Genomic DNA, 19,378 nt, shown 5'->3' on the forward strand with positions numbered 1-19,378 from the left:
TTTTTCGTCCTCACACAGGCCGTGGCATCATCGGCACTTAGCTGAATTTAAGGCGGATATCAAAGGGCTTAATCCGTTCAGCCTCCAGCTCCAGATCCGCACAGGTCAGGGGATGCTGATCCAGCCAATGCGGGGCGAAGCGCAGCTTAAGCCAGGCGTCACTGGCTTTGATGGTCGCCAGCTCAATGGGGTTTTCACTGCGATTGCGATGCAACAACACCGCCAGCCGCAATAAAATGGCCAGCCGCAGCACCATCAGGCGTTGTGCCGCGTCCAGTGCGTGCGCCTGCTTGAGCGACAATTTGCGTCGATGCAGCCGCACCAACAGCGCAAGGATCCGCTGGTCCTCGCGTGAAAAACCGGCCAGATCAGCGTTTTCCATGATATAGGCCCCATGCTTATGGTAGTCGCTATGGGAAATGGATAAACCCAACTCATGCAGGCGGGCCGCCCACACCAGAAAATCAGCGGCGGTTTCATCCAGCGCCCACACCTGATTGACCGCATTAAACAGGCTGATGGCGGTGGCTTCCACCCGGCCTGCATGCTGGGTGTCGATTTGAAAGCGCCGCATCAGGGAATCAACGGTACGGGTACGCACATCCTCATCACGAATCCGCCCCAGCAGATCGTAGATCAGACCCTCGCGCAAGGCCCCATCCGAGACCTGCATGCGTTCAATACTCAGTGCCTCAAACAAGGCCAGCATCACCACCACGCCGCCCGGAAAGACCGGCTTGCGCTCCTCGCTCAGCCCCTGCAGATGCACGCGCTGCATGTGGCCTGCCTTGATCAGATGCGCACGCAACTGCAACAGGCCGGTCAAGGTAATGCCATCATTCGACCAGCCCTGTTCGCGCAGCACCCGCTCAATGGCCAGCGCCGTACCCGAGGCCCCAAAGCCCGCCTGCCAGCCCACCCGCCGATACAGCTGCTCAATCGGCTGAATCTCCAGACGGGCGGCAATATCCGCCGCCCGCCAGGCCATCTCGCCAAGCTCGCCCTTGGGGAAATACAGCCGGGTCATATTGACACAGCCCATGTGCAGGCTTTCGGTGTGCAGCGGATTGAAGCGTTCACCGATGATCACCTCGGTGCTGCCGCCGCCAATATCAATCACCAGACGATGCCCTTCGTGCTGGGCCACGCAATGCGACACCCCAAGATAAATCAGGCGCGCCTCTTCACGCCCGCCGATGACCTCAATGGGATGCCCCAGACAGCGCTGTGCCTGCGCCAGAAATTGTGCGGCATTGCGCGCCTTGCGCAAGGTATTGGTGCCCACGGCGCGCACCGTGCCCTGCGGTAAATCCTTGACCCGCTGGCCAAATCGACCCAGGGTATTTAAAGCCCGCTCGGTTGCCACAGCGGTAATCTGATTGCGCTCATCCAGACCCCCCGCCAGACGCACCGTTTCGCGCAGCCGATCCAGCACATGCACATTGCCATCGGTAATGCGCGCCACAATCATGTGAAAACTGTTGGATCCCAAATCAACCGCTGCAACCAATTCGGGGAGGGTACGGCGTCGAAACATGGGCGGCATAGGCAAGACACCTCATCAATAGCGGGGCAGGAAGGGCGCCTGTGCAGCGCCTTCGATGTGCTGCACACAGGCACTGAGGGCATCAAACAACCCCTCAATCAGGGTCGGATGATACTGCGGGGCCTGATTGAGTAGTTCGCGGGCCGTCAGGCCCTGACTGATGGCCAAGGCCAGATAATGGGCGATGTATTCGCCATCCGGCATGCACAACTGCGCCCCCAGCAGGCGCCCATCGGCCCGTGCGGCATAGACGCGCAACACCCCTTGCTGGCGCGCCATGACAATGGAGCGCCCCTGCATCACAAAACCGCGCTCACCGATGACGATATCGGCCTCATCGAGCTGATTAAAGGGGACGCCGACCTGGGCAATTTGTGGATCGGTAAAGGCTATCGCCAGCGCCGGACGGCGGGCAAAGGCGGTATCATGATCCCGCGCCGCGTTATAGCCGGCCACCGTGCCTTCATCCGCTGCCTCATGCAGAATCGGTCGATACGCGGCCGCATCCCCCGCCACATAAATCGGCCAATCCCCCAGACGCTGGGTGCGCGTATCCAGCAGGCTTTGCCATTGTGCCGACAGATCCTCCAGACCCAGAGCCTCCTGCAGATTCAGGTGATCAATATTAGGGCGTCGTCCCAGCGAGGCCAGCACCGCATCAACCTGCACCTGACGCCCATCGGAGCCATTCACCAACACCCCTTGCGCCGCCGGTTCCAGCGCTGCGGTAACCCCAAGCCAGAGATCCATATCGGCACCCAGGGCCTCAATGGCTGCCTTATTGACCACCGGGTCTGTCAGCCCGGCAAGCTGCTGGGTCTGCTCGATGCCCGTGACCTTAACGCCCAGGCGCGCCATCGCCTGCCCCAACTCCGAGCCAATCGCCCCCAGACCAATCACCGCCATCCGCGTCGGCAGGGTGGGCAATTCAAAAAATTGTTCGGTGGTGATCACCCGCTCACCCAGCGCCCGCCAGGCATCCGGCAACACGGGGCGCGAACCGGTGGCAATGATAATTTTGTCGGCCTGAATGCGCTCGCCGTTGACCTCCAGCGTATCCGGGGCGACAAAGCGCGCCTGTCCCTGCAGATTGCGCGCACCGATTTTATCAATGCCCTGCATCACCCGAGAGACAAAAAAATCGCGCTTTTCGCGCACATAACGCATCACCTGCGCGGGATCAATGCCCAAGGCCTCCGCCCCGGTGATCCCAAACTGACTATAGTGACGACGCCGTTCAAACTCACGCGCCACCTCAATCAACACTTTCGACGGCATACAGCCCACCCGGGCACAGGTCGTCCCATAGGGGCCATCATGGATCAGCACCGTCTCTGGTTTATGGGGAGCCACCTGCTTAAAGGCATTCAAGCCCGCAGTCCCGGCCCCGATAATCGCAACATCAACACGGCGTGACATACATCAATTCCTCAATCATTAGTTTTGCCCATAGAGAGTCCGGCATTCATTAAAAAGACGCAGGCCTGCCACCTGACAGGCTATGTTGGCCTTGGATCATCACCCCGACCACCAGGGCCTCGTGTGTCGATCATCGGGGCGCGCAACCGTCGTGGATACATTTGACGCAGACCTCCGGTGACAGCTTCAGCCAAGTGCTTGAGGCGTCCCATGATTCCCCCTTCGCTTCTTTTTTAAGTTTAGCGCATCTCGGCGTTTGTCATAAGGTGATAAGCCGTCAGGGATGATCCAAAGGCAACGGCGTGCCTGATGCATAAAAAGCGACATCACGGCCCGCATGGAAGCGGCCATGATCAAGGTATAGCGGCGGAGGTGGCACGTTATCATGCTTGGGATGCGGTTTGCAGAATTACGCACCGCATCAATACCAATCCCCACAGCAGCTTGCAACGGAGCGCTGTATAAATTATTGCCCCCCGTTTTTTCAGCGTGTTTTAAGCCTGTCTTTTGCATACTGCGCGTGTACTTAATCCTTCATCTCTCATCATGGAGACGCCGTATGAGCTCGCAACAAAACATCAAAATCTGGGATGCCCTGGTGCGTTCCTTTCACTGGTTCGTGGTGCTGGCCGTGTTGGTCGCCTGGCTGAGTGCCGACGATTATCTGGAGATACATACCTTTGCCGGCTATGCGATTTTCTTTTTAGTGGGCTTGCGTATCTTGTGGGGGATCATCGGCCCCACCCATGCCCGTTTTCATGATTTTGTCAAACCCCCAACACAGGCTGGCAGCTATCTTTTCGGCCTGATACAGAGCAAGGCCCCCCGTTTTCTCGGACATAACCCGGCTGCGGGATGGATGATTCTGCTGTTGTTAACGGTGTTGCTATTGGTGGCCATCAGTGGCGTTGCAACCCTGGCGGTTGAGGAGCACACCGGGCCGTTGGTGCAGGCCTTAAGTGGTCTTTCCCATGCGCAGCGCGAATGGATAGAGGAGGCACACGAATTTTTGGCAAATCTACTGCTGGGCTTGATTGCTTTACATATCGCGGGGGTACTGCTCAGCAGCTTAGTACACCGCGAAAACCTGATTATGTCGATGATTACTGGCTATAAACGCCAATAATGCGTGTTTTTAACCCAAACCTGAGATGACGATAATGATGCGTAAAAAATCCCGTTATGCCCTGATTCCGATGACCGTATTACTGTTTAGTGCGGTAGTGAGCTTGAGCCCGCCGGTCTTTGCCAGCGATAAGCTGTCGCAAACCGAGGTTCGTGAGCTGCGTCAAAACGGTACGATTTTGTCCATGGAAAGCATTTTAGCCAAAACGCGCACGGTGCAACCCGGCGATGTAGTGGAGATTGAACTGGATCGCGAAGACGGGAGATACGTCTATGAAGTTAAGCTGATTGATGCGCAGGATCGTTTCCATAAGCTTTATCTGGATGCCGGTTCTGGGGAGGTTATTCGTCAGAAAACGCGCTAAGCCGCTATCGCTGCCCTGGTGAGTCAAGAAATCATCAGGGCAGTTGTATGTTGTATTCATTGAGGTTTTTTATGGGAGCGGGATATTTATGCAGCGCATATCACGACATATTTTGCTGGCCGTGCTGCTGGGCATACCGTCGGTAGGGATGGCGGGTGCATCGGCAAATACCTTGATTGAAAGCCGTGCCATTGCCGAACAGCTTGAACAGCGTTTACAGCGCGACTTAAAAGAGAGGCTTGAGTCGGCATCCGGGCAGGGGGCGCTGGCGCGGTGTCATCAAATAACCCAGGCGATTCTGGAGCAGATGTCTGCAGACACCGGCTTTACCATCAAGCGCATCAGTTTATATGCCCAGCATCCCCAGACTCAGCCGGAGCGCTGGGAAAAGGTTGTGCTGGAAACCTTTAACGCACAGTTAAAAGCCGGTGATGCCCTTGAAAAACTGGAGTTTTATGAACGCCATCAGCACAAAACGACGACTGAGTTTCACTATATGCGCGCACTCCAGCCCGCCGGGGTGTGCGCACACTGCCACCAATCGCCGCAGGGCGCGGTGGTGGGTGCGCTCAGCGTGGTCAAGATTGTGCCGCTGCGCTGACTGCCATGATGAGCATGCGGCGGTAGCGCTCAGTTACCGCCGGGAGTTTTTTGCCAACCGCGACGGTATTTACACATTATGCGTCTGCTTTTGATTGAAGATGATGCCCTGCTTGGCGCACGACTGAAACAGCGCCTGCAAAAGGCCGGTTATGCCGTCGATTGGCGAACCTGTGGGGTTGATGGGCTGCATGAGGGGCACTATGAACCCTATGATGTCATCGTCTTGGATCTGGGCCTGCCGGATATCTCCGGCATGGAGGTATTAGCCCGCTGGCGCAATGCCGGGGTCGATACCCCGGTCTTGATTCTGACGGCCCGCGATGGCTGGAGCGAACGGGTGGCCGGTCTGCATGCCGGTGCTGATGATTACCTGGGCAAGCCTTTTAAAACCGAGGAATTGCTGGCACGTCTGCAGGCGATTTTGCGGCGCAGTGCCAAGGTCTATGCACTGGAGCTGCGCATCGGTCGGCTGCGTCTGGATGAGCAGCGTCAGTGCCTGGTGGATGAACAGCAACAGGCTATCGCCCTGACCGCCACTGAGTTTCGCCTGCTACGCTATTTTTTACGCAACCCCGAGGTGGTGCTGTCCAAGACGCAATTAAGCGAGCATATCTATGATGATCAGGACACCCGCGACAGCAATATCCTGGAGGTGTATATCCGCCGCTTGCGTGAGCGCATTGGTGTGGATGCCATTCAGACACATCGCGGCAAAGGCTACAGCCTCAATCCCCGTGCCCTGGAATAAACCATGTATTCATTGCGCCAGCGCCTGATTATCCTGCTGACCGTAGGGCTGGGGACGGTCTTTATCATCGTGGGGCTAGTCCTGCACGCTCAGCTCAAAACCCTGGTCGAAACCTATGTTTTGTCGCGGCTGGAACATGATGCCGATATGCTTTATGCCAAGGTGCTGGAGACGGCGGATCTGCATCATGCCGCGCAGGCCATGAGCACAACCGTCTACGCCTTGCCGCTCTCGGGCCATTATTTTCTGCTGGAACGGGGCACCGAGCAGATGGGATCGCGCTCCTTGTGGGATGAGGCATTGCACCTGTCACCCCGGCACGCTGAGGCCGCTACAGCAATCATAGAACTCAGCCAATTGGCCGGTCAGCCTTTATTGGTATTACGCAAGCCCTACGATCTGGACGCAGACACGGTATGGATCACGGTTGCCGAGGATATCAGCATCTTTCAGCAGACCCTGGAAAGCCTGCGGGGATTTTTGCTGGTGGGTTTAAGCGCTGCATTGCTGGGGCTATTTATAGTACATAGCCTGATGATCCGGCGGGCGCTGCGTCCGCTGGATGAGGCGATTATCGCCTGCCAACGCATCGAACGCGGCGAGGCGGTCACGCTCCCGCTGCGCGGTCCGCAAGAAATTGTGCCCTTGCTGCAAGCGGTGAATCAGCTGGCGCATTACCATAATCGGCGCCTGACCCGTATTCGCCACGCCCTGGCTAACCTCTCCCATGCCCTGAAAACCCCCTTAACCCGGCTGTATCAGCTCGTCGAGATGCAGGAATCATCCAGCGTGGACGCACAGGCGATGCACAGCGAACTGGATGCCATGCACCACAGCATTGACCGTGAGCTACGCCGTGCCCAGCTTGCGGGCGGCGGCTTTGGCACCCATCGCTTTATGCTCGCCCCCCAGCTGCGCGAACTGGCGACAGCCCTGCAGCGCTTATATGCAGAACGCATCACCTTGCACATGGAGATTCCGCCCCGCGAGTATCCGCTGGATGCACAGGACATGCTGGAGCTGTTCGGCAATCTGCTCGATAACGCCCATAAATGGGCCCGCAGCACCGTCACCCTGCGGGTGCTGGATACCCCGCAGTTGGCCTTTTATATCGAAGACGACGGCCCCGGTATGAACCCGGCCACCCTGGAACGCCTGGCCAAAGGGGTGATGCGCTACGATGAAAAACCCCTCGGACATGGCCTGGGCCTGTTGATCGTTCACGATATCGTTGCGCAATACGCAGGACACATTGAATTCAGCCGCTCAGACACCCTCGGCGGATTAAGCGTCTATGTCCGCTTATTTGATGCCCAATTGCCGCCATAAGAAATGCAGCACATAGGGTTTGTAACTGGTGGCCATAATATGCGTTTTTCTATGAAAACCCCCTATTTTCTCGATAACTTGACAACCCCCCGAGCGGTTATATAGAGGTTGTCCAGCACGATAACCCAGTGCTGATCATGGTCGCGACGCGCTCAGGCGAGACCTTAAACGCACGCAAGCGTCAGGTAAGACGGGTTCGCCCGCACTGGCGTTGACGGCGTGAACATGCCAAAGATCATCATAGATTTTCGTGATTTTCCTAAGTATTTATGAGCGGCTTAGGAGTCATTCTGATCGAGTTTCGCTAACAAACGTTAGCGCGCACCCTCAAGTGAGGATGGGCCGATCCGCCAAAGCCAGATGAATAAACATCTGGCGCTAAGTTCTTGAGTACGCTTTAGGTTTTACATCTGAGACTTGCCCAGATAACCGCAAACCTAAACTCATTAAAGAACTAGAACAGCCCTTGGTTCTCGGGCTAAGGCCATAGTAGGGTATGCTAAAGCGGTATGTAAACCTTATTTCTAACTGAACTTTCTAGGAGGGTTTGTCTGTAAATGTTAGCGAATCGAAACCTAGGTGTAAGCTCCACAGATCTGGTTGCGTCCTTGATGTTTGGCGCGGTAGAGGGCTTGGTCGGCGCATTCCTGGAGGTGGCGCAGATCGGTCTTGGTGCTGTCTGGTCCATGGGTGGCGACCCCAATGCTTAAAGTGACCACCGAACCAACGCTGGAGCGGGCATGGGGGATGGCCAGCGCCTCCACGGCGACGCGCATCTGCTCGGCAAGATGGAGCGCGCCATCAATCTCGGTTTCCGGCAGCAGGGCGACAAATTCCTCGCCGCCATAGCGCGCCACCAGGTCTAGCGGACGTTCGCCACAGTGCGCAAGCGCTTGCGCCACCTGCCTGAGACAATCATCCCCCGCGCCGTGGCCATAATGATCGTTGTATTGCTTGAAGTGATCGATATCAATGAGTACCAGAGACAGGGGCAGACCGGTGCGCAGCACACGCTTCCATTCGACCTCCGCGCGCTGATCGAAATAGCGCCGATTGGCAATGCCGGTGAGGCCGTCTTGCATCGAGAGCTTTTCAAGCAGCTCGGTCTTGAGCTTGAGTTCCCGCTCCACCTGCTTGCGCTCAGTGATCTCCTGTTCCAGCGCGAAATTAGTTTCTTGCAACAAGGCTTCGGCTTGTTTTCGCACGGTCGCATCTTGCTGATAGCCAAACCAGCGGGTGTCGCCATTGTCAAAGAACATCGGCGTGGATTCAATCAGCATAAAGCGAATTTCGCCATTGATAATCACCCGCCCTTCCCAGTGAAATGATCGGCGTTCACGCACGACGTGTTCATTCAGTTGTTTAAATTCCTCGAACTCATCCGGGTGAATCACATCCCAGGCTAGAAACGCATTGTTCAGCAATGCTTCGCGGCGTATTTGATTCATGACACACCAGCTATCGCTGACATACTCGAATTCCATCGTACCATTGGCGCGGAGCCAAAACACATAAACCCCTACGGACACGCGATTAACGAGATCGTTGAAACGGCGTAAACTCTCGCTCAAAGCCTCCTCGGCACGCTTGCGATCAGTCACATCCGCAAGCACCCCTTCCCAGACGGTTGTTCCGTCAGACAGGGTGCGGGGAAAGGATTCAGCGGTGATCCAGCGCACTTCATTTTGCACCACCACCCTCGTTTCACCAAAAAACGGTTTCTTTTTGTTGAAGGTTTCTACATTCAGCGCGACCCACGCCTCAAAGTCGTCTGGATGCACGCAGGCAAAGCCCTTCATGGGATCTGAGGCGGCTTCTTCCCGCGTGACTCCAGTCAGTTCCAGAAAACGACGGCTCATAAAGGCAAAATGCGCCATGCCGCCGTCTGCGGGTTGTACCATGGTGTAGGTGCCGACCGGGATATTTTCCGTCAGTTCATAGGCGGTTTTTTCCAAGCGTTGCTCAGCAATGCGCAGGGCTTCTTCTGTTCGCTTTTGCGCACTCTGGTCATACATATAGCTGCGAATATTCGTCAGTTGGCCGGCTTTGTTACGCAGCAACACGGTAAAATCATACACCCAGAAATACTGACCCGATCGGGTTTTTAAGCGATAGGACTCCTCGAAGCGATCAATGTGCTCGGCAATATTCTGTTTGAGCCGACTGACGACAGCCTCGGCATCATCTGGATGGATCAAAGCCGGATAAGAAAACTCAGGCTGCTGCATCTCGGCCTGGCTGTAGCCAAGAATGCGTTCGATATTCGAGGAGGCGCGCTTAATTGGCCAGTGACCATGCTGCTCCGCCTCCCATTCCATGGTGAACACCGGTCCCTCGGCAAACAGATCCCGCTCTCGTTTCAGCGCATCTCCGGCTTTCCTGTTTGCCGCCATCAGCAAAACGATGACGGCAACAAAGGTTAGGATGGCCGTCGCGACGACAAGATAAATCCACATCACCGGGGCGGAAAACACCGAGTAAGCACTCCAGCCACTAGCGGGGATTGCCGCCATCTGCCAGTTTCCGTGGGGGAGTTCGAGCCACTGGGTGACCGGCTGGTTTTCAAAGACCCTTGGGTCACCAAAAAAGACCTCGCCCTGTTCGCCGAGGGCATCGCGCCCCCGGATGCTGAGGCGCACGTCATTGTGTTGCGTGATACCCGCGCCGGCAAAAATGGCATCGGCGTTCATGACCACTGAGGCAAAGCCCCAAAACTGTTCCTGACCCGTTGCCGCATCGGCAACATGAATAGGGATGCGGGCAATCAGGCCCTCGCCGCCCTGCACCAGGGTCAGCGGTCCGGCAAGGACGATCTGGTTCAGATCCAGTGCTCGCTGGACAGCCTCAAGCTGCTCAGGAACGGTTCGATAGTCCAGGCCAATGGCCGCTTCATTGCCTGCGATGGGATGCATGAGGCGCATTACCATGTCACGCGCCAGGCCGATGTTGCGCAAATCGCTTTGCTCCTTGAACACCACGGTCATGGCGCGGGTGAAATCTTCCTGTGTCAGCTCAGGATTCATCGCTACCAGGGCTTTCACCCCCGAAACGGCAAAGATATTCGAGTAGATGCGAATCTTTAGCGCTGTCGTCAGCACGTCGAGTTGCTGTTTGACGGTTTCTATTTCCTGCTGCTGGTGGCGTTCGGATTCAAAGCGAAACAACTGTGCGCCAATCAGCACGAATAAACTCAGCAACACCGCGAAGAGCGCTGTTCCCAATGCCGTCAGATGATGTTCATGTTTCATTGCATGCCTCTTTCTGGCGTCATGGACTGGGTAGCATTCTATAGAAGAATGCTAAGCGACGCCCTTCACGAAGATGGCCGAATCTGCCGGAACATCTTAATCGCGGAAGCGTTATGCCGGGGTTTGGGATGCGAGTTCGCGCAGGGCTTGCAGGCGTTGGCTGCGCAGGGCGGCGGCGATGGCTTGGCCGCTGAGTCCTTGGGCGGTGAGTGGATGAGGGTTGATGTTTTGGCATAGGGCGAGGGCTTGGCGCAGGTAGTCGGCTTGGGGGTAGGGGCGGTCTGCATAGCCAGGGCGGCCGCAGGCGTCGGCTTCGCAGGCACACAGGAAATCTTCAAAGCGTTGCGGTTTGCGCAGGGCGTCGAGTTTTTCAAGGGTTTTGAGCAGGGTGTCGGGGCGCAGTTCCAGGGCGCGGTGGGCGTGGGTGTGGTAGTGGGCGACCAGGCAGGCGAGTTCGCGGTAACGTCTGGGGGCGCGTAGCCGTTGGCACAGGTTTTCGATCAAGCTGACGCCGCGCTGTTCGTGGCCGTGGTGTTTGGGGAGCAGGTGTTGTGGGGTGTTGCCTTTGCCCAGATCATGCACCAGTGCGGCAAAGCGCACGATGGGGTCTGTGGAGCGGCGGACGGCTTGCTGCAAGACCAGCAAGGTGTGGATGCCGGTGTCGATTTCGGGGTGATACTGTGGCGGTTGCGGGACGCCAAACAGGCGGTCTACTTCGGGCAATAAGACCTTGAGCGCCCCGCAGTGGCGCAGTTCTTCAATGAAGCGTTCCGGGCAGGGTTCGCCAAGGGCCCGCTCCAGTTCCTGCCAGACCCGTTCGGGGACAAGGGCATCGACCTCACCGGCATTGACCATGGCCTGCATCAGCTCGCGGGTTTCGGCGGCGATGCGAAAGCCCAGCGGTGCCAGGCGGGCGGCAAAGCGGGCCACGCGCAAGATGCGCACCGGGTCCTCGGCAAAGGCCGGGGAGACATGGCGCAGATACCGCGCTGCCAGGTCTGCCTGACCATTGAACGGGTCAATCAGCGTACCGTCCGGGCTTTGGGCCATGGCGTTGATGGTGAGATCACGGCGCAATAAATCTTCTTCCAGGGTGACATCCGGGTCGGCATTGACCGTAAAACCGTGATAGCCGCGTCCGCTTTTCCGTTCGGTGCGTGCCAGGGCATGTTCTTCATGGCACACCGGATCGAGAAACACCGGAAAATCCCGCCCGACCTGTTTAAAGCCCCAGGCTAACAAGTCCTCGGGCTGGGCACCGATCACCACCCAGTCGCGTTCTTTGACGGGCAGGCCCAGCAGGGCATCACGGACGGCACCGCCGACCAGATAGCGGCGGATGGGCAGGGTGTCGATGGAGGTAGGCTGTGGCATGGGGCGGTTTTATTCGGCAGTGGGTTTGGCCAGCGTGGCGAGGCTGGCGGACAGGTTAAGCGTGTAATGCTGGTCAGCCAACTCCAGCAGCGGCAGCAGGCTGTGCAGCAGGCGTGGCAAGTGGGGACGTACCGCCTCCTGGTCGCCCGCACGTAATAAAACCAGTGCCTGTTCCAGGGTCAGCGCTTGGCGTTGCATCGCTTTATCGGTCGCCGGGGGGTGTTTTTCATCGAGGACCACGCAATCTCCGCCCAGCGCCAGGGCCTTTTGTACCCGCCCTTCCGCCAGTTTCACCACTTCATCAAAGCGCAGATGTTCGAGCAGTTCCGGGGTTACCAGCCCCAGGCTTGCGGTCATGCTAAAGCGTACCTCGCCCAGCCGGTAGCTGGTTTTGCGCATCAGGGCATGAATGCGGCGGGCAATCTGTGAGGCGCCCTGCGTCCCGGCATCCAGCATCAGGACGGCAAACTGGGCGCGGGCGATGTGGGCGACGGTATCTTCTTTGCGCACGCAGTGGCTGATGACTTTGCCGATGTTGCCAAGAATCCGATCGGCTACCGCCCGCCCATGCTTGGCCTCAATGCTTTCAAACTGGTCAATGGTGATGCGCAGCACCGACAGATTGGCCGCATGACGCAGGGCAAAAGACAGCAAGACTTCGCCATGTTCGCGAAAGTGGTTGAGATTGGCCAGCCCGGTGATCGGATCAATGGTAGAGCGTTGCTCCAGCGCGGTTGAGGCCTCCTGTAATTTGCGCTGGGTGTCGCCGGAGCGGATATGCGCTTTGGCACGGGCGCGCAGCTGCAGGCTGTCAAAGGGTTTGGTGATGAAATCCGTGGCGCCGAGCACCATCGCCTGACGGCACATGTTCTCGTCGTCTTCGTGGCCGGTCATGATGATGACGGGGAGCTGCTTGATGCGTTCGTGAATGGATTCACGAATCTGGCGCAGCAGCATAAAACCGTTCATGCGCGGCATCATCAGATCGGCAAAGACCACCTGAATAGCGTGCTCGTCGCGGATCAACTCCCAGGCAGTATCACCGTCATCGGCCTCCAGCACGTTCATCTCCTGACTGAGCAGGCGCACAATGGCACGGCGCATGGTCTTGGAATCATCCACGACCAGCAGGGTGGGTTTTTCTAAGGTGTAGCTGGCATCATCGTCAAGCAAATCAGGGAGCATGGGATAATCCTGTCAACAGGTATCCAGCAGGGCAAGAACCTGCTGGGTGAACACCTCGCCACGGTGTGCATAATCGGCAAACATATCCAGACTGGCGCAGGCCGGGGCGAGGAGTACGCTATCGCCGGGCTGGGCCTGCTGGTGGGCGATCTGCACCGCCTCGGCCATGTCAGCGACACGCCATGTCGGTACCACCTCACGCACCACCTGCGCCAGCTGCTCGGCATCCTCGCCCAATAAGATCATTGCCCGCACCCGCCCTTTGACCGCCGCCGCCAGGGGGCTGAAATCCTGACCTTTGCCCTGTCCTCCGGCAATCAGGATAATCGGCGCGGGCAGGCCGTTTAAGGCCGCCAGTGTGGCCCCGAGATTGGTGGCTTTGGAATCATTATACCAGTCCACACCGCGGTGCTGGCCGACCCACTGGCAGCGGTGTGCCAGGCCGGGAAAGCGGCGCAGCCCGTCCAGCATGGGCGCTGGCGCGAGCCCAAGTGCCTTGCCTAAGGCCAGGGCAGCCAGGGCATTGGCCATATTATGCTGACCTTTTAGTGCCAATTGCGTGACAGGGATAAGGTTTTGGCTGCCTTGCGCCAGCCAGCGCATACCGTGCTGTTCGCGCAGGCCATAATCCTGCGGCGTGGGCGGCGCCTGCAGGCCGAAGCTGATGCGCTGCTGGCCACCGGGCATGGCGGCGGTGATGGGGTCATCACGGTTATAGATGGCGGTGTGCGCCTGGGCAAAGATGCGCGCCTTGGCAGCGATGTAGGCGTCAAGGCTGCCGTGGTGATCCAGATGATCTTCGGAGACATTGAGCGCGGCGGCGGCTTGAGGTTTGAGGCTTTGCACCCGCTCCAGTTGAAAGCTCGACAACTCCAGCACATACACATCGCACGGCGGCGGGATAAGTAAATCCAGCGCCGCCTCCCCCAGATTGCCCCCCACACCAACCGATAGCCCGCAGGCCCGAGCCATTTCCCCCAGCAGGGTGGTGACGGTACTTTTGCCATTGGAGCCGGTAATCGCTGCATAGGGCGCTTGCACCTCGCGGGCAAACAGCTCGATGTCACTGAGCAGCGCAACACCTGCAGCATGGGCTGCCTGCAGTGCTGGGTTACTGAGCGGAATGCCCGGACTGACGATCAGCCGTCGCGCCTGTGTCAGGCGTACACTATCGAAAGGGCCGGTATAGACCGGGATGTGTGGGGCCAGCTGTGCCAGAGCCTCCCGTTTGGGCGGCTGGGCACGGCTATCCACCACCGCAAAGGATTCCCCACGGGCCAGCAGATAGCGGGCCACCGACAGGCCGGTGATTCCCAGGCCAACAATCAGCGTATCAGGGGAGGTATTAGATGACATAAAGAACCCAGGTCAGCGCACTGTACGCAGTGCGATCTTGAATAGTGAGCGGAGTTTTTAAAAGAGCTTACACCTAGTACGCCCAGCAATCTTTTTATCACAGGTGCAATGATCTCTGGAAGGTATCGCCGCTGGGAGCGCGGAGCATCAGTTATGCGCTCCCAGGTTTTAGCGGGTCACAGCATGTAGGTATTTCCGACCCCCATCTTCTCACACCTGCACAAAATTCCCCTGGGCTTGCGTATAATGCGCCCATGGATATGAATCATGTTATGCAAACCATTGCCATCTGGGCCTTGCCGGTGTTGTTTGCCATCACCTTGCACGAGGCCGCGCATGGCTTTATCGCCAAGCAGTTGGGCGATCCTACCGCAAAAATGCTGGGGCGTTTGACCGCCAATCCCTTCAAACACATTGATCCGGTCGGCACGGTGGCGGTGCCGGTGGGCTTGTTGATTCTCACCGCGTTAACCCCAATGCCGCCGTTTATCTTTGGCTGGGCCAAGCCGGTTCCTGTGAATACGCGCAATCTGCGCCATCCGCGCCGCGATATGGCGATTGTGGCAGCGGCCGGGCCGCTGGCGAATCTGTTGATGGCGATTTTCTGGGCCGTGATGGTCAAGCTGGGTTTTATGCTGCACGGGACCCTTGACTGGGTGGCCATTCCCTTGATTTTGATGGGCACGGCCGGTATTGCCATCAATATTTTGCTGATGGTGCTTAATTTGCTGCCGGTTCCGCCGCTAGATGGTGGACGCGTGGTGTCTGGGGTGTTGCCTCGCCGGGTGGGGCGTCATTACGACCGGCTTGAGCCCTTTGGTCTGGTGATTGTGCTGATTTTGCTGTTTACCGGCCTGTTAACGGCGATTTTGTGGCCCTTTTATCACTTCTTTGTCAATCTGCTCAATACCGTGTTTGCTCTTCCCCTTGGCTAATCTATCAAAGGTGTTTTTGTGAGTTCATCTGTTGCGCAAAATCAGCGTGTCCTCTCCGGTATGCGCCCGACGGGGCGCTTGCATCTGGGTCATTATCATGGCGTGCTGAAAAACTGGATTGAGCTTCAGCATAGCTACGAATGCCTGTTTTTTGTGGCCGACTGGCATGCCCTGACCACGCATTATGAACAACCGCAGATGCTGGCGGAAAGCGTCTGGGAGATGGTGGTCGATTGGCTGGCGGCAGGCATCAGTCCGGGGGCGGCGAAGCTGTTTATTCAGTCGCGGGTGCCGGAACACGCCGAGCTGCATCTGTTATTGTCAATGATCACGCCATTGGGCTGGCTGGAGCGGGTGCCGACCTATAAAGATCAGCAGGAAAAACTCAAGGAAAAGGATTTATCCACCTATGGCTTTTTGGGCTATCCGCTGCTGCAAAGCGCCGATGTGCTGATTTATAAGGCCGGGCTGGTGCCGGTCGGGGAAGATCAAGTGGCACATCTGGAAGTGACGCGTGAGGTGGCGCGGCGCTTCAATCATCTCTATGGGCGTGAGCCGGGCTTTGCCGAGAAGGCGGAGGCGGCCATTGACAAGATGGGCAAGAAAAACGCCCGTTTGTATCGTGATCTGCGCCGCCGCTATCAGGAACAGGGCGACACCCAGGCCCTGGAGGTCGGGCGTGCCTTGCTGGAGACGCAGCAAAATATCTCGCTGGGCGATCGCGAGCGCCTGTTTGGCTATCTGGAAGGCTCGACCAAGCTCATTTTAGTGGAGCCGCAGCCGCTGCTGGCCAAGACCTCAAAAATGCCGGGCCTGGATGGGCAGAAGATGTCAAAGTCTTATGGTAATACCATTTCCCTGCGTGAGGCGCCTGAAATGGTAGAGAAAAAGATTCGCACCATGCCCACCGATCCGGCGCGGGTGCGGCGCACCGATCCGGGTGATCCAGATAAATGCCCGGTGTGGGCCTTGCATCAGGTGTATTCCGATGAAGCCGTGCATCAGTTTGTGCAGCAGGGCTGTCGTGAAGCAGGCATTGGCTGTATTGAATGCAAGCAGCCGGTGATTGATGCCGTTTTGCGTGAATTAACCCCGATTCAAGAGCGCGCCCAGGAATATGAGGCTGACCCCGCTGCGGTGCGCGCCATTATTGCAGAAGGCTGTGAGGCGGCCCGCGATATGGCCCGCGAAACGCTTGACGAGGTACGCCGCTCGATGGGGCTGGGCTACCGTTAATATCCACAGAGGAGCGGATTTGCCATGCCGTATGTCAATATCAAAATCACCCGTGAAGGGGTGACCCAGGCGCAAAAAAAGCAGCTGATTGCCGGGGCTACTCAGCTGTTGGTGGATGTATTGGGCAAAAACCCGGCGACCACGGTGGTGGTGATTGATGAGGTCGAGATGGAAAACTGGGGCGTTGGCGGCATTCCGGTGGATGAGCGCCGCGCTCAGGAAAGGCGCTAAAGCGCACGCTGCGGTATTGCTGATGCCTTGCATGGCGGGTACCGCAGGCGGGCGCACGCCGGCTTGAGAAAGCCACCGACGGCCCCGTTGAGAACGCCTTTTTAGCACAGGCTTTGCGCAAGCGAGATCACTGTTTATGTCTGCGACCATGGCCGATGCCTTGCAAACGTTTTTTGCCGAGGCAAACAACCTGCTCAGCGAGATGGAAGAAGCCTTGCTGGCCTTAAAGGAAGGACCGGCGGAGGATACTGAGCTGATTCATGCGCTGTTTCGGGCCGCGCATACCATCAAGGGCTCGGCGGGGCTGTTTGGGCTGGATGCCATTGTTGCCTTTACCCATCAGGTCGAGAGTGTGCTGGATCAGGTACGCGATGGCAACATTGGCCTGGATGCCACGCTGCTGGCAACCCTGATGCGGGCGCATGACCATATTTTTGCATTACTGGAACATGAAGACCGGCCTTTGGATGAGGCCATGCAAGCCACCGATCAAGCCTTGGTGCGTGAGTTATGCCGCTACCTGGGCACCGAGATCCCCGCCACCACTGCCACGGCAACCGATTCCCCGCCCGCAGCCAGCCCATCGCCCGCGCAAGAGGGTGATATCTGGCATATTTCCTTGCGCTTTGGTGAGGATGTCTTGCAAAACGGCATGGACCCGCTGTCTTTTCTGCATTATCTGCAGACCTTTGGCGAGATTGTGCATCTGGTCACTTTGCCCGACCGTCTCCCCCCTGCTGCGCAGATGAATCCGGAGCATTGTTATCTGGGATTTGAGATCCGCTTTGCCAGTTGTGCCGATAAGGCGCAGATTGAAGGCGCTTTTGATTTTGTCCGCGATAGCAGCGCCATTCGCATTCTGCCGCCCGGTTCGCGGTTGCACGATTATGTGGAGATGATCGAAAACCTGCCGGAAAAAGCCTCGCGTCTGGGCGAATTATTGGTTGGCTGCGGGGCGATTACCCGCCGCGAGCTTGATGAGGTCCTAAATTTGCAGGCCCGTCAGGATGGCGAAGATCGCCCCTTGCTGGGGGATGTGCTGGTGCAAGAGCAACTGGTACAGCGCGAGCTGGTGGATGCTGCCCTGCATCGACAGCAAGAAGTGCGCAACCGCCAGCATCAGGAGCATAAACTGTTACGGGTGCAGGCGCACAAACTCGATAGCCTGATTGATCTGATCGGTGAACTGGTGATTGCCCATGCGGGTTTGCGCCTGCTGGTCGAAAACAGCCAGGACAGCGATATGCTGGAGTCGGTGTCTGAGGTCACGCATCTGGTCGAAGAGATCCGCGATACCGCGATGCATCTGCGCATGGTGGAAATCGGCGAGACCTTCAGCCGCTTTCGCCGGGTGGTGCGCGAGGTGAGCAAGGAGACCGGCAAAGAGATTGAATTGTTAATCAATGGCGGCGATACCGAGCTGGATAAGACGGTGGTGGATCGTATCGGTGATCCCTTGACGCATTTGATCCGCAATGCCATTGATCATGGCATTGAGCCGACCCAGACCCGTCTGCAACGCGGTAAACCGGCCCAGGGCACGGTGGCGCTGAATGCCTATCATGAATCTGGCGGCATTGTGATTGAGGTCAGTGACGATGGCAGCGGTCTGGACCGCGAGCGTATTTTACGCAAGGCACAACAGCGCGGTCTGGTGCAAAATACTCAGGTTCTCAGCGACGAACAAATCTGCAAGCTGATTTTTGAGGCGGGTTTTTCCACCGCCGAACAGGTCAGCAATCTCTCCGGGCGCGGGGTGGGAATGGATGTGGTCAAGCGCTCCATCGAGGGGCTGCGCGGCACCATTGAAATTGACAGCCAGGCGGGCCAGGGTTCGACCTTTCGCATTCGTTTGCCCTTATCACTGGCGATTATTGACGGTTTTTTGATGCGGGTGGCTGATGGGCATTATGTGGTTCCGCTGGACATGGTGCTGGAATGCGTTGAATTCGACCCGCGCAAATTGACCCAGGGGCAGGCTTATCTGGATTTGCGCGGCGAGATTTTGCCGCTGTTGCGCCTGCGCGAATACTACAAGCTCAGCGGCAAACGGCATGGGCGTCAAAATGTGGTGGTGGTGCAGTGGGGCCAACGCAAGGCCGGCTTTGTGGTGGATGAGCTCAAAGGCGAATTGCAGGCGGTGATCAAGCCCTTGGGGCCGGTCTTTAGTGCGCTTAAAGGGATTGCGGGTTCCACCATACTGGGCTCGGGTGAGGTGGCCTTGGTGCTGGATGTGTCTACCCTGCTGGATCAGGCGGCAGGTCTGCACTGAGTATTGGCGCGACATTTGCATTTATTTTTTAGACAAATACCGCCACCTTGCTGTCATTGAGCCTGGCCGCAACGCCATGTGCATGGTCGCAAGCCGCTTAAAAGTCGTGGAGAACTTGTAGTCAACTACCCCGCCCTAAAGGGCGGAGCTTGCCTGCCTGCCGCGCCGCACGCGGCGCAGACAGGTGAAAGCAAGCTGGGTTGACCAGCCTAAGCCCGCCTGACCGGGAAGTCGAAAGGGGCTACGTGTACAACAGGTCGTTAAGACTCACCGGCGGATGCTTCCTCAGTCTGCCGCTCTGAAAGGTCAGGATCATGCTGACGCAAGGTAAAACGTCGAAGGTTTTGATCGCCGCGCCAGCGGGAGCCGGTTGTACACATTGGCGAGGGGAGCGAGCCGCAAGGCT

At 57.5% G+C, this 19,378-nt stretch carries 15 protein-coding genes; 9 read left to right on the forward strand and 6 right to left on the reverse strand.

Annotated features, from left to right (window positions below):
• Positions 1 to 37: 37 nt before the first annotated feature.
• Together ppx and THISIDRAFT_RS12315 are read right to left on the reverse strand one after the other, a co-directional pair.
• Positions 38 to 1,537 carry an exopolyphosphatase gene (gene ppx, locus THISIDRAFT_RS12310; protein WP_040851454.1) on the reverse strand — a complete coding sequence of 500 codons (1,500 nt, stop codon included), beginning with the start codon at positions 1,535 to 1,537 and terminating at the stop codon, positions 38 to 40.
• 24 nt (positions 1,538 to 1,561) lie between these two features.
• Positions 1,562 to 2,965 (reverse strand): dihydrolipoyl dehydrogenase, encoded by a 1,404-nt coding sequence (locus tag THISIDRAFT_RS12315; protein WP_006786330.1) that lies wholly within the window; start codon positions 2,963 to 2,965, stop codon positions 1,562 to 1,564.
• Between the two features lie 559 nt (positions 2,966 to 3,524).
• On the opposite strand from THISIDRAFT_RS12315, the gene THISIDRAFT_RS12320 reads away from it, so the two are divergent.
• The 5 genes from THISIDRAFT_RS12320 (at position 3,525) to THISIDRAFT_RS12340 (ending at position 7,135) form a co-directional block, all read left to right on the forward strand.
• Positions 3,525 to 4,091, forward strand: a complete 567-nt coding sequence (locus THISIDRAFT_RS12320) for a cytochrome b/b6 domain-containing protein (RefSeq protein ID WP_006786329.1) — start codon at positions 3,525 to 3,527, stop codon at positions 4,089 to 4,091.
• A 34-nt stretch (positions 4,092 to 4,125) separates the two neighbouring features.
• The gene (locus THISIDRAFT_RS12325) at positions 4,126 to 4,455 is read left to right on the forward strand and encodes a PepSY domain-containing protein (protein ID WP_006786328.1); all 330 of its coding nucleotides are present in this window, start codon (positions 4,126 to 4,128) and stop codon (positions 4,453 to 4,455) included.
• An 88-nt stretch (positions 4,456 to 4,543) separates the two neighbouring features.
• The gene (locus THISIDRAFT_RS12330) at positions 4,544 to 5,056 is read left to right on the forward strand and encodes a c-type heme family protein (RefSeq protein WP_006786327.1); all 513 of its coding nucleotides are present in this window, start codon (positions 4,544 to 4,546) and stop codon (positions 5,054 to 5,056) included.
• Positions 5,057 to 5,134: 78 nt separating this feature from the next.
• Positions 5,135 to 5,806 carry a response regulator transcription factor gene (locus tag THISIDRAFT_RS12335; protein WP_006786326.1) on the forward strand — a complete coding sequence of 224 codons (672 nt, stop codon included), beginning with the start codon at positions 5,135 to 5,137 and terminating at the stop codon, positions 5,804 to 5,806.
• A 3-nt stretch (positions 5,807 to 5,809) separates the two neighbouring features.
• Positions 5,810 to 7,135 carry a sensor histidine kinase gene (locus THISIDRAFT_RS12340; RefSeq protein WP_006786325.1) on the forward strand — a complete coding sequence of 442 codons (1,326 nt, stop codon included), beginning with the start codon at positions 5,810 to 5,812 and terminating at the stop codon, positions 7,133 to 7,135.
• Between the two features lie 575 nt (positions 7,136 to 7,710).
• On the opposite strand, the gene THISIDRAFT_RS12345 is transcribed toward THISIDRAFT_RS12340, so the two are convergent.
• The 4 genes from THISIDRAFT_RS12345 to murD form a co-directional block, all read right to left on the reverse strand.
• Positions 7,711 to 10,383 carry a diguanylate cyclase gene (locus THISIDRAFT_RS12345; protein WP_006788411.1) on the reverse strand — a complete coding sequence of 891 codons (2,673 nt, stop codon included), beginning with the start codon at positions 10,381 to 10,383 and terminating at the stop codon, positions 7,711 to 7,713.
• Positions 10,384 to 10,494: 111 nt separating this feature from the next.
• Positions 10,495 to 11,724, reverse strand: a complete 1,230-nt coding sequence (locus tag THISIDRAFT_RS12350) for a multifunctional CCA addition/repair protein (RefSeq protein ID WP_040853057.1) — start codon at positions 11,722 to 11,724, stop codon at positions 10,495 to 10,497.
• 42 nt (positions 11,725 to 11,766) lie between these two features.
• Positions 11,767 to 12,942, reverse strand: coding sequence for a GGDEF domain-containing response regulator (locus tag THISIDRAFT_RS12355; RefSeq protein ID WP_006788413.1), 1,176 nt, complete (start codon positions 12,940 to 12,942; stop codon positions 11,767 to 11,769).
• A 12-nt stretch (positions 12,943 to 12,954) separates the two neighbouring features.
• On the reverse strand, positions 12,955 to 14,298 hold the full coding sequence (gene murD, locus THISIDRAFT_RS12360; RefSeq protein ID WP_006788414.1) for a UDP-N-acetylmuramoyl-L-alanine--D-glutamate ligase: 1,344 nt from the start codon (positions 14,296 to 14,298) through the stop codon (positions 12,955 to 12,957).
• 260 nt (positions 14,299 to 14,558) lie between these two features.
• On the opposite strand from murD, the gene THISIDRAFT_RS12365 reads away from it, so the two are divergent.
• The 4 genes from THISIDRAFT_RS12365 to THISIDRAFT_RS12380 all read left to right on the forward strand — a co-directional run bounded on the left by THISIDRAFT_RS12365 (position 14,559) and on the right by THISIDRAFT_RS12380 (position 18,972).
• Entirely contained in the window at positions 14,559 to 15,233 is a 675-nt protein-coding gene (locus THISIDRAFT_RS12365; RefSeq protein WP_040853054.1) for a site-2 protease family protein, read from the forward strand.
• 18 nt (positions 15,234 to 15,251) lie between these two features.
• Positions 15,252 to 16,469 carry a tryptophan--tRNA ligase gene (locus THISIDRAFT_RS12370; RefSeq protein WP_006788416.1) on the forward strand — a complete coding sequence of 406 codons (1,218 nt, stop codon included), beginning with the start codon at positions 15,252 to 15,254 and terminating at the stop codon, positions 16,467 to 16,469.
• Positions 16,470 to 16,493: 24 nt separating this feature from the next.
• On the forward strand, positions 16,494 to 16,700 hold the full coding sequence (locus THISIDRAFT_RS12375) for a tautomerase family protein (protein ID WP_006788417.1): 207 nt from the start codon (positions 16,494 to 16,496) through the stop codon (positions 16,698 to 16,700).
• 136 nt (positions 16,701 to 16,836) lie between these two features.
• Complete coding sequence (locus THISIDRAFT_RS12380) at positions 16,837 to 18,972, forward strand: chemotaxis protein CheA (RefSeq protein ID WP_006788418.1); 2,136 nt, start codon at positions 16,837 to 16,839, stop codon at positions 18,970 to 18,972.
• Positions 18,973 to 19,378: the final 406 nt, after the last annotated feature.

The organism is Thiorhodospira sibirica ATCC 700588 (assembly GCF_000227725.2).
Classification (GTDB): domain Bacteria; phylum Pseudomonadota; class Gammaproteobacteria; order Ectothiorhodospirales; family Ectothiorhodospiraceae; genus Thiorhodospira; species Thiorhodospira sibirica.

Bases quoted from the DNA above. Each gene is read 5' to 3' on its own strand.
- ppx (WP_040851454.1), bottom strand. From the start codon at position 1,537: ATGTTTCGACGCCGTACCCTCCCCGAATTGGTTGCAGCGGTTGATTTG.
- THISIDRAFT_RS12315 (WP_006786330.1), bottom strand. From the start codon at position 2,965: ATGTCACGCCGTGTTGATGTTGCGATTATCGGGGCCGGGACTGCGGGC.
- THISIDRAFT_RS12320 (WP_006786329.1), top strand. From the start codon at position 3,525: ATGAGCTCGCAACAAAACATCAAAATCTGGGATGCCCTGGTGCGTTCC.
- THISIDRAFT_RS12325 (WP_006786328.1), top strand. From the start codon at position 4,126: ATGATGCGTAAAAAATCCCGTTATGCCCTGATTCCGATGACCGTATTA.
- THISIDRAFT_RS12330 (WP_006786327.1), top strand. From the start codon at position 4,544: ATGCAGCGCATATCACGACATATTTTGCTGGCCGTGCTGCTGGGCATA.
- THISIDRAFT_RS12335 (WP_006786326.1), top strand. From the start codon at position 5,135: ATGCGTCTGCTTTTGATTGAAGATGATGCCCTGCTTGGCGCACGACTG.
- THISIDRAFT_RS12340 (WP_006786325.1), top strand. From the start codon at position 5,810: ATGTATTCATTGCGCCAGCGCCTGATTATCCTGCTGACCGTAGGGCTG.
- THISIDRAFT_RS12345 (WP_006788411.1), bottom strand. From the start codon at position 10,383: ATGAAACATGAACATCATCTGACGGCATTGGGAACAGCGCTCTTCGCG.
- THISIDRAFT_RS12355 (WP_006788413.1), bottom strand. From the start codon at position 12,942: ATGCTCCCTGATTTGCTTGACGATGATGCCAGCTACACCTTAGAAAAA.
- murD (WP_006788414.1), bottom strand. From the start codon at position 14,298: ATGTCATCTAATACCTCCCCTGATACGCTGATTGTTGGCCTGGGAATC.
- THISIDRAFT_RS12365 (WP_040853054.1), top strand. From the start codon at position 14,559: ATGAATCATGTTATGCAAACCATTGCCATCTGGGCCTTGCCGGTGTTG.
- THISIDRAFT_RS12375 (WP_006788417.1), top strand. From the start codon at position 16,494: ATGCCGTATGTCAATATCAAAATCACCCGTGAAGGGGTGACCCAGGCG.
- THISIDRAFT_RS12380 (WP_006788418.1), top strand. From the start codon at position 16,837: ATGTCTGCGACCATGGCCGATGCCTTGCAAACGTTTTTTGCCGAGGCA.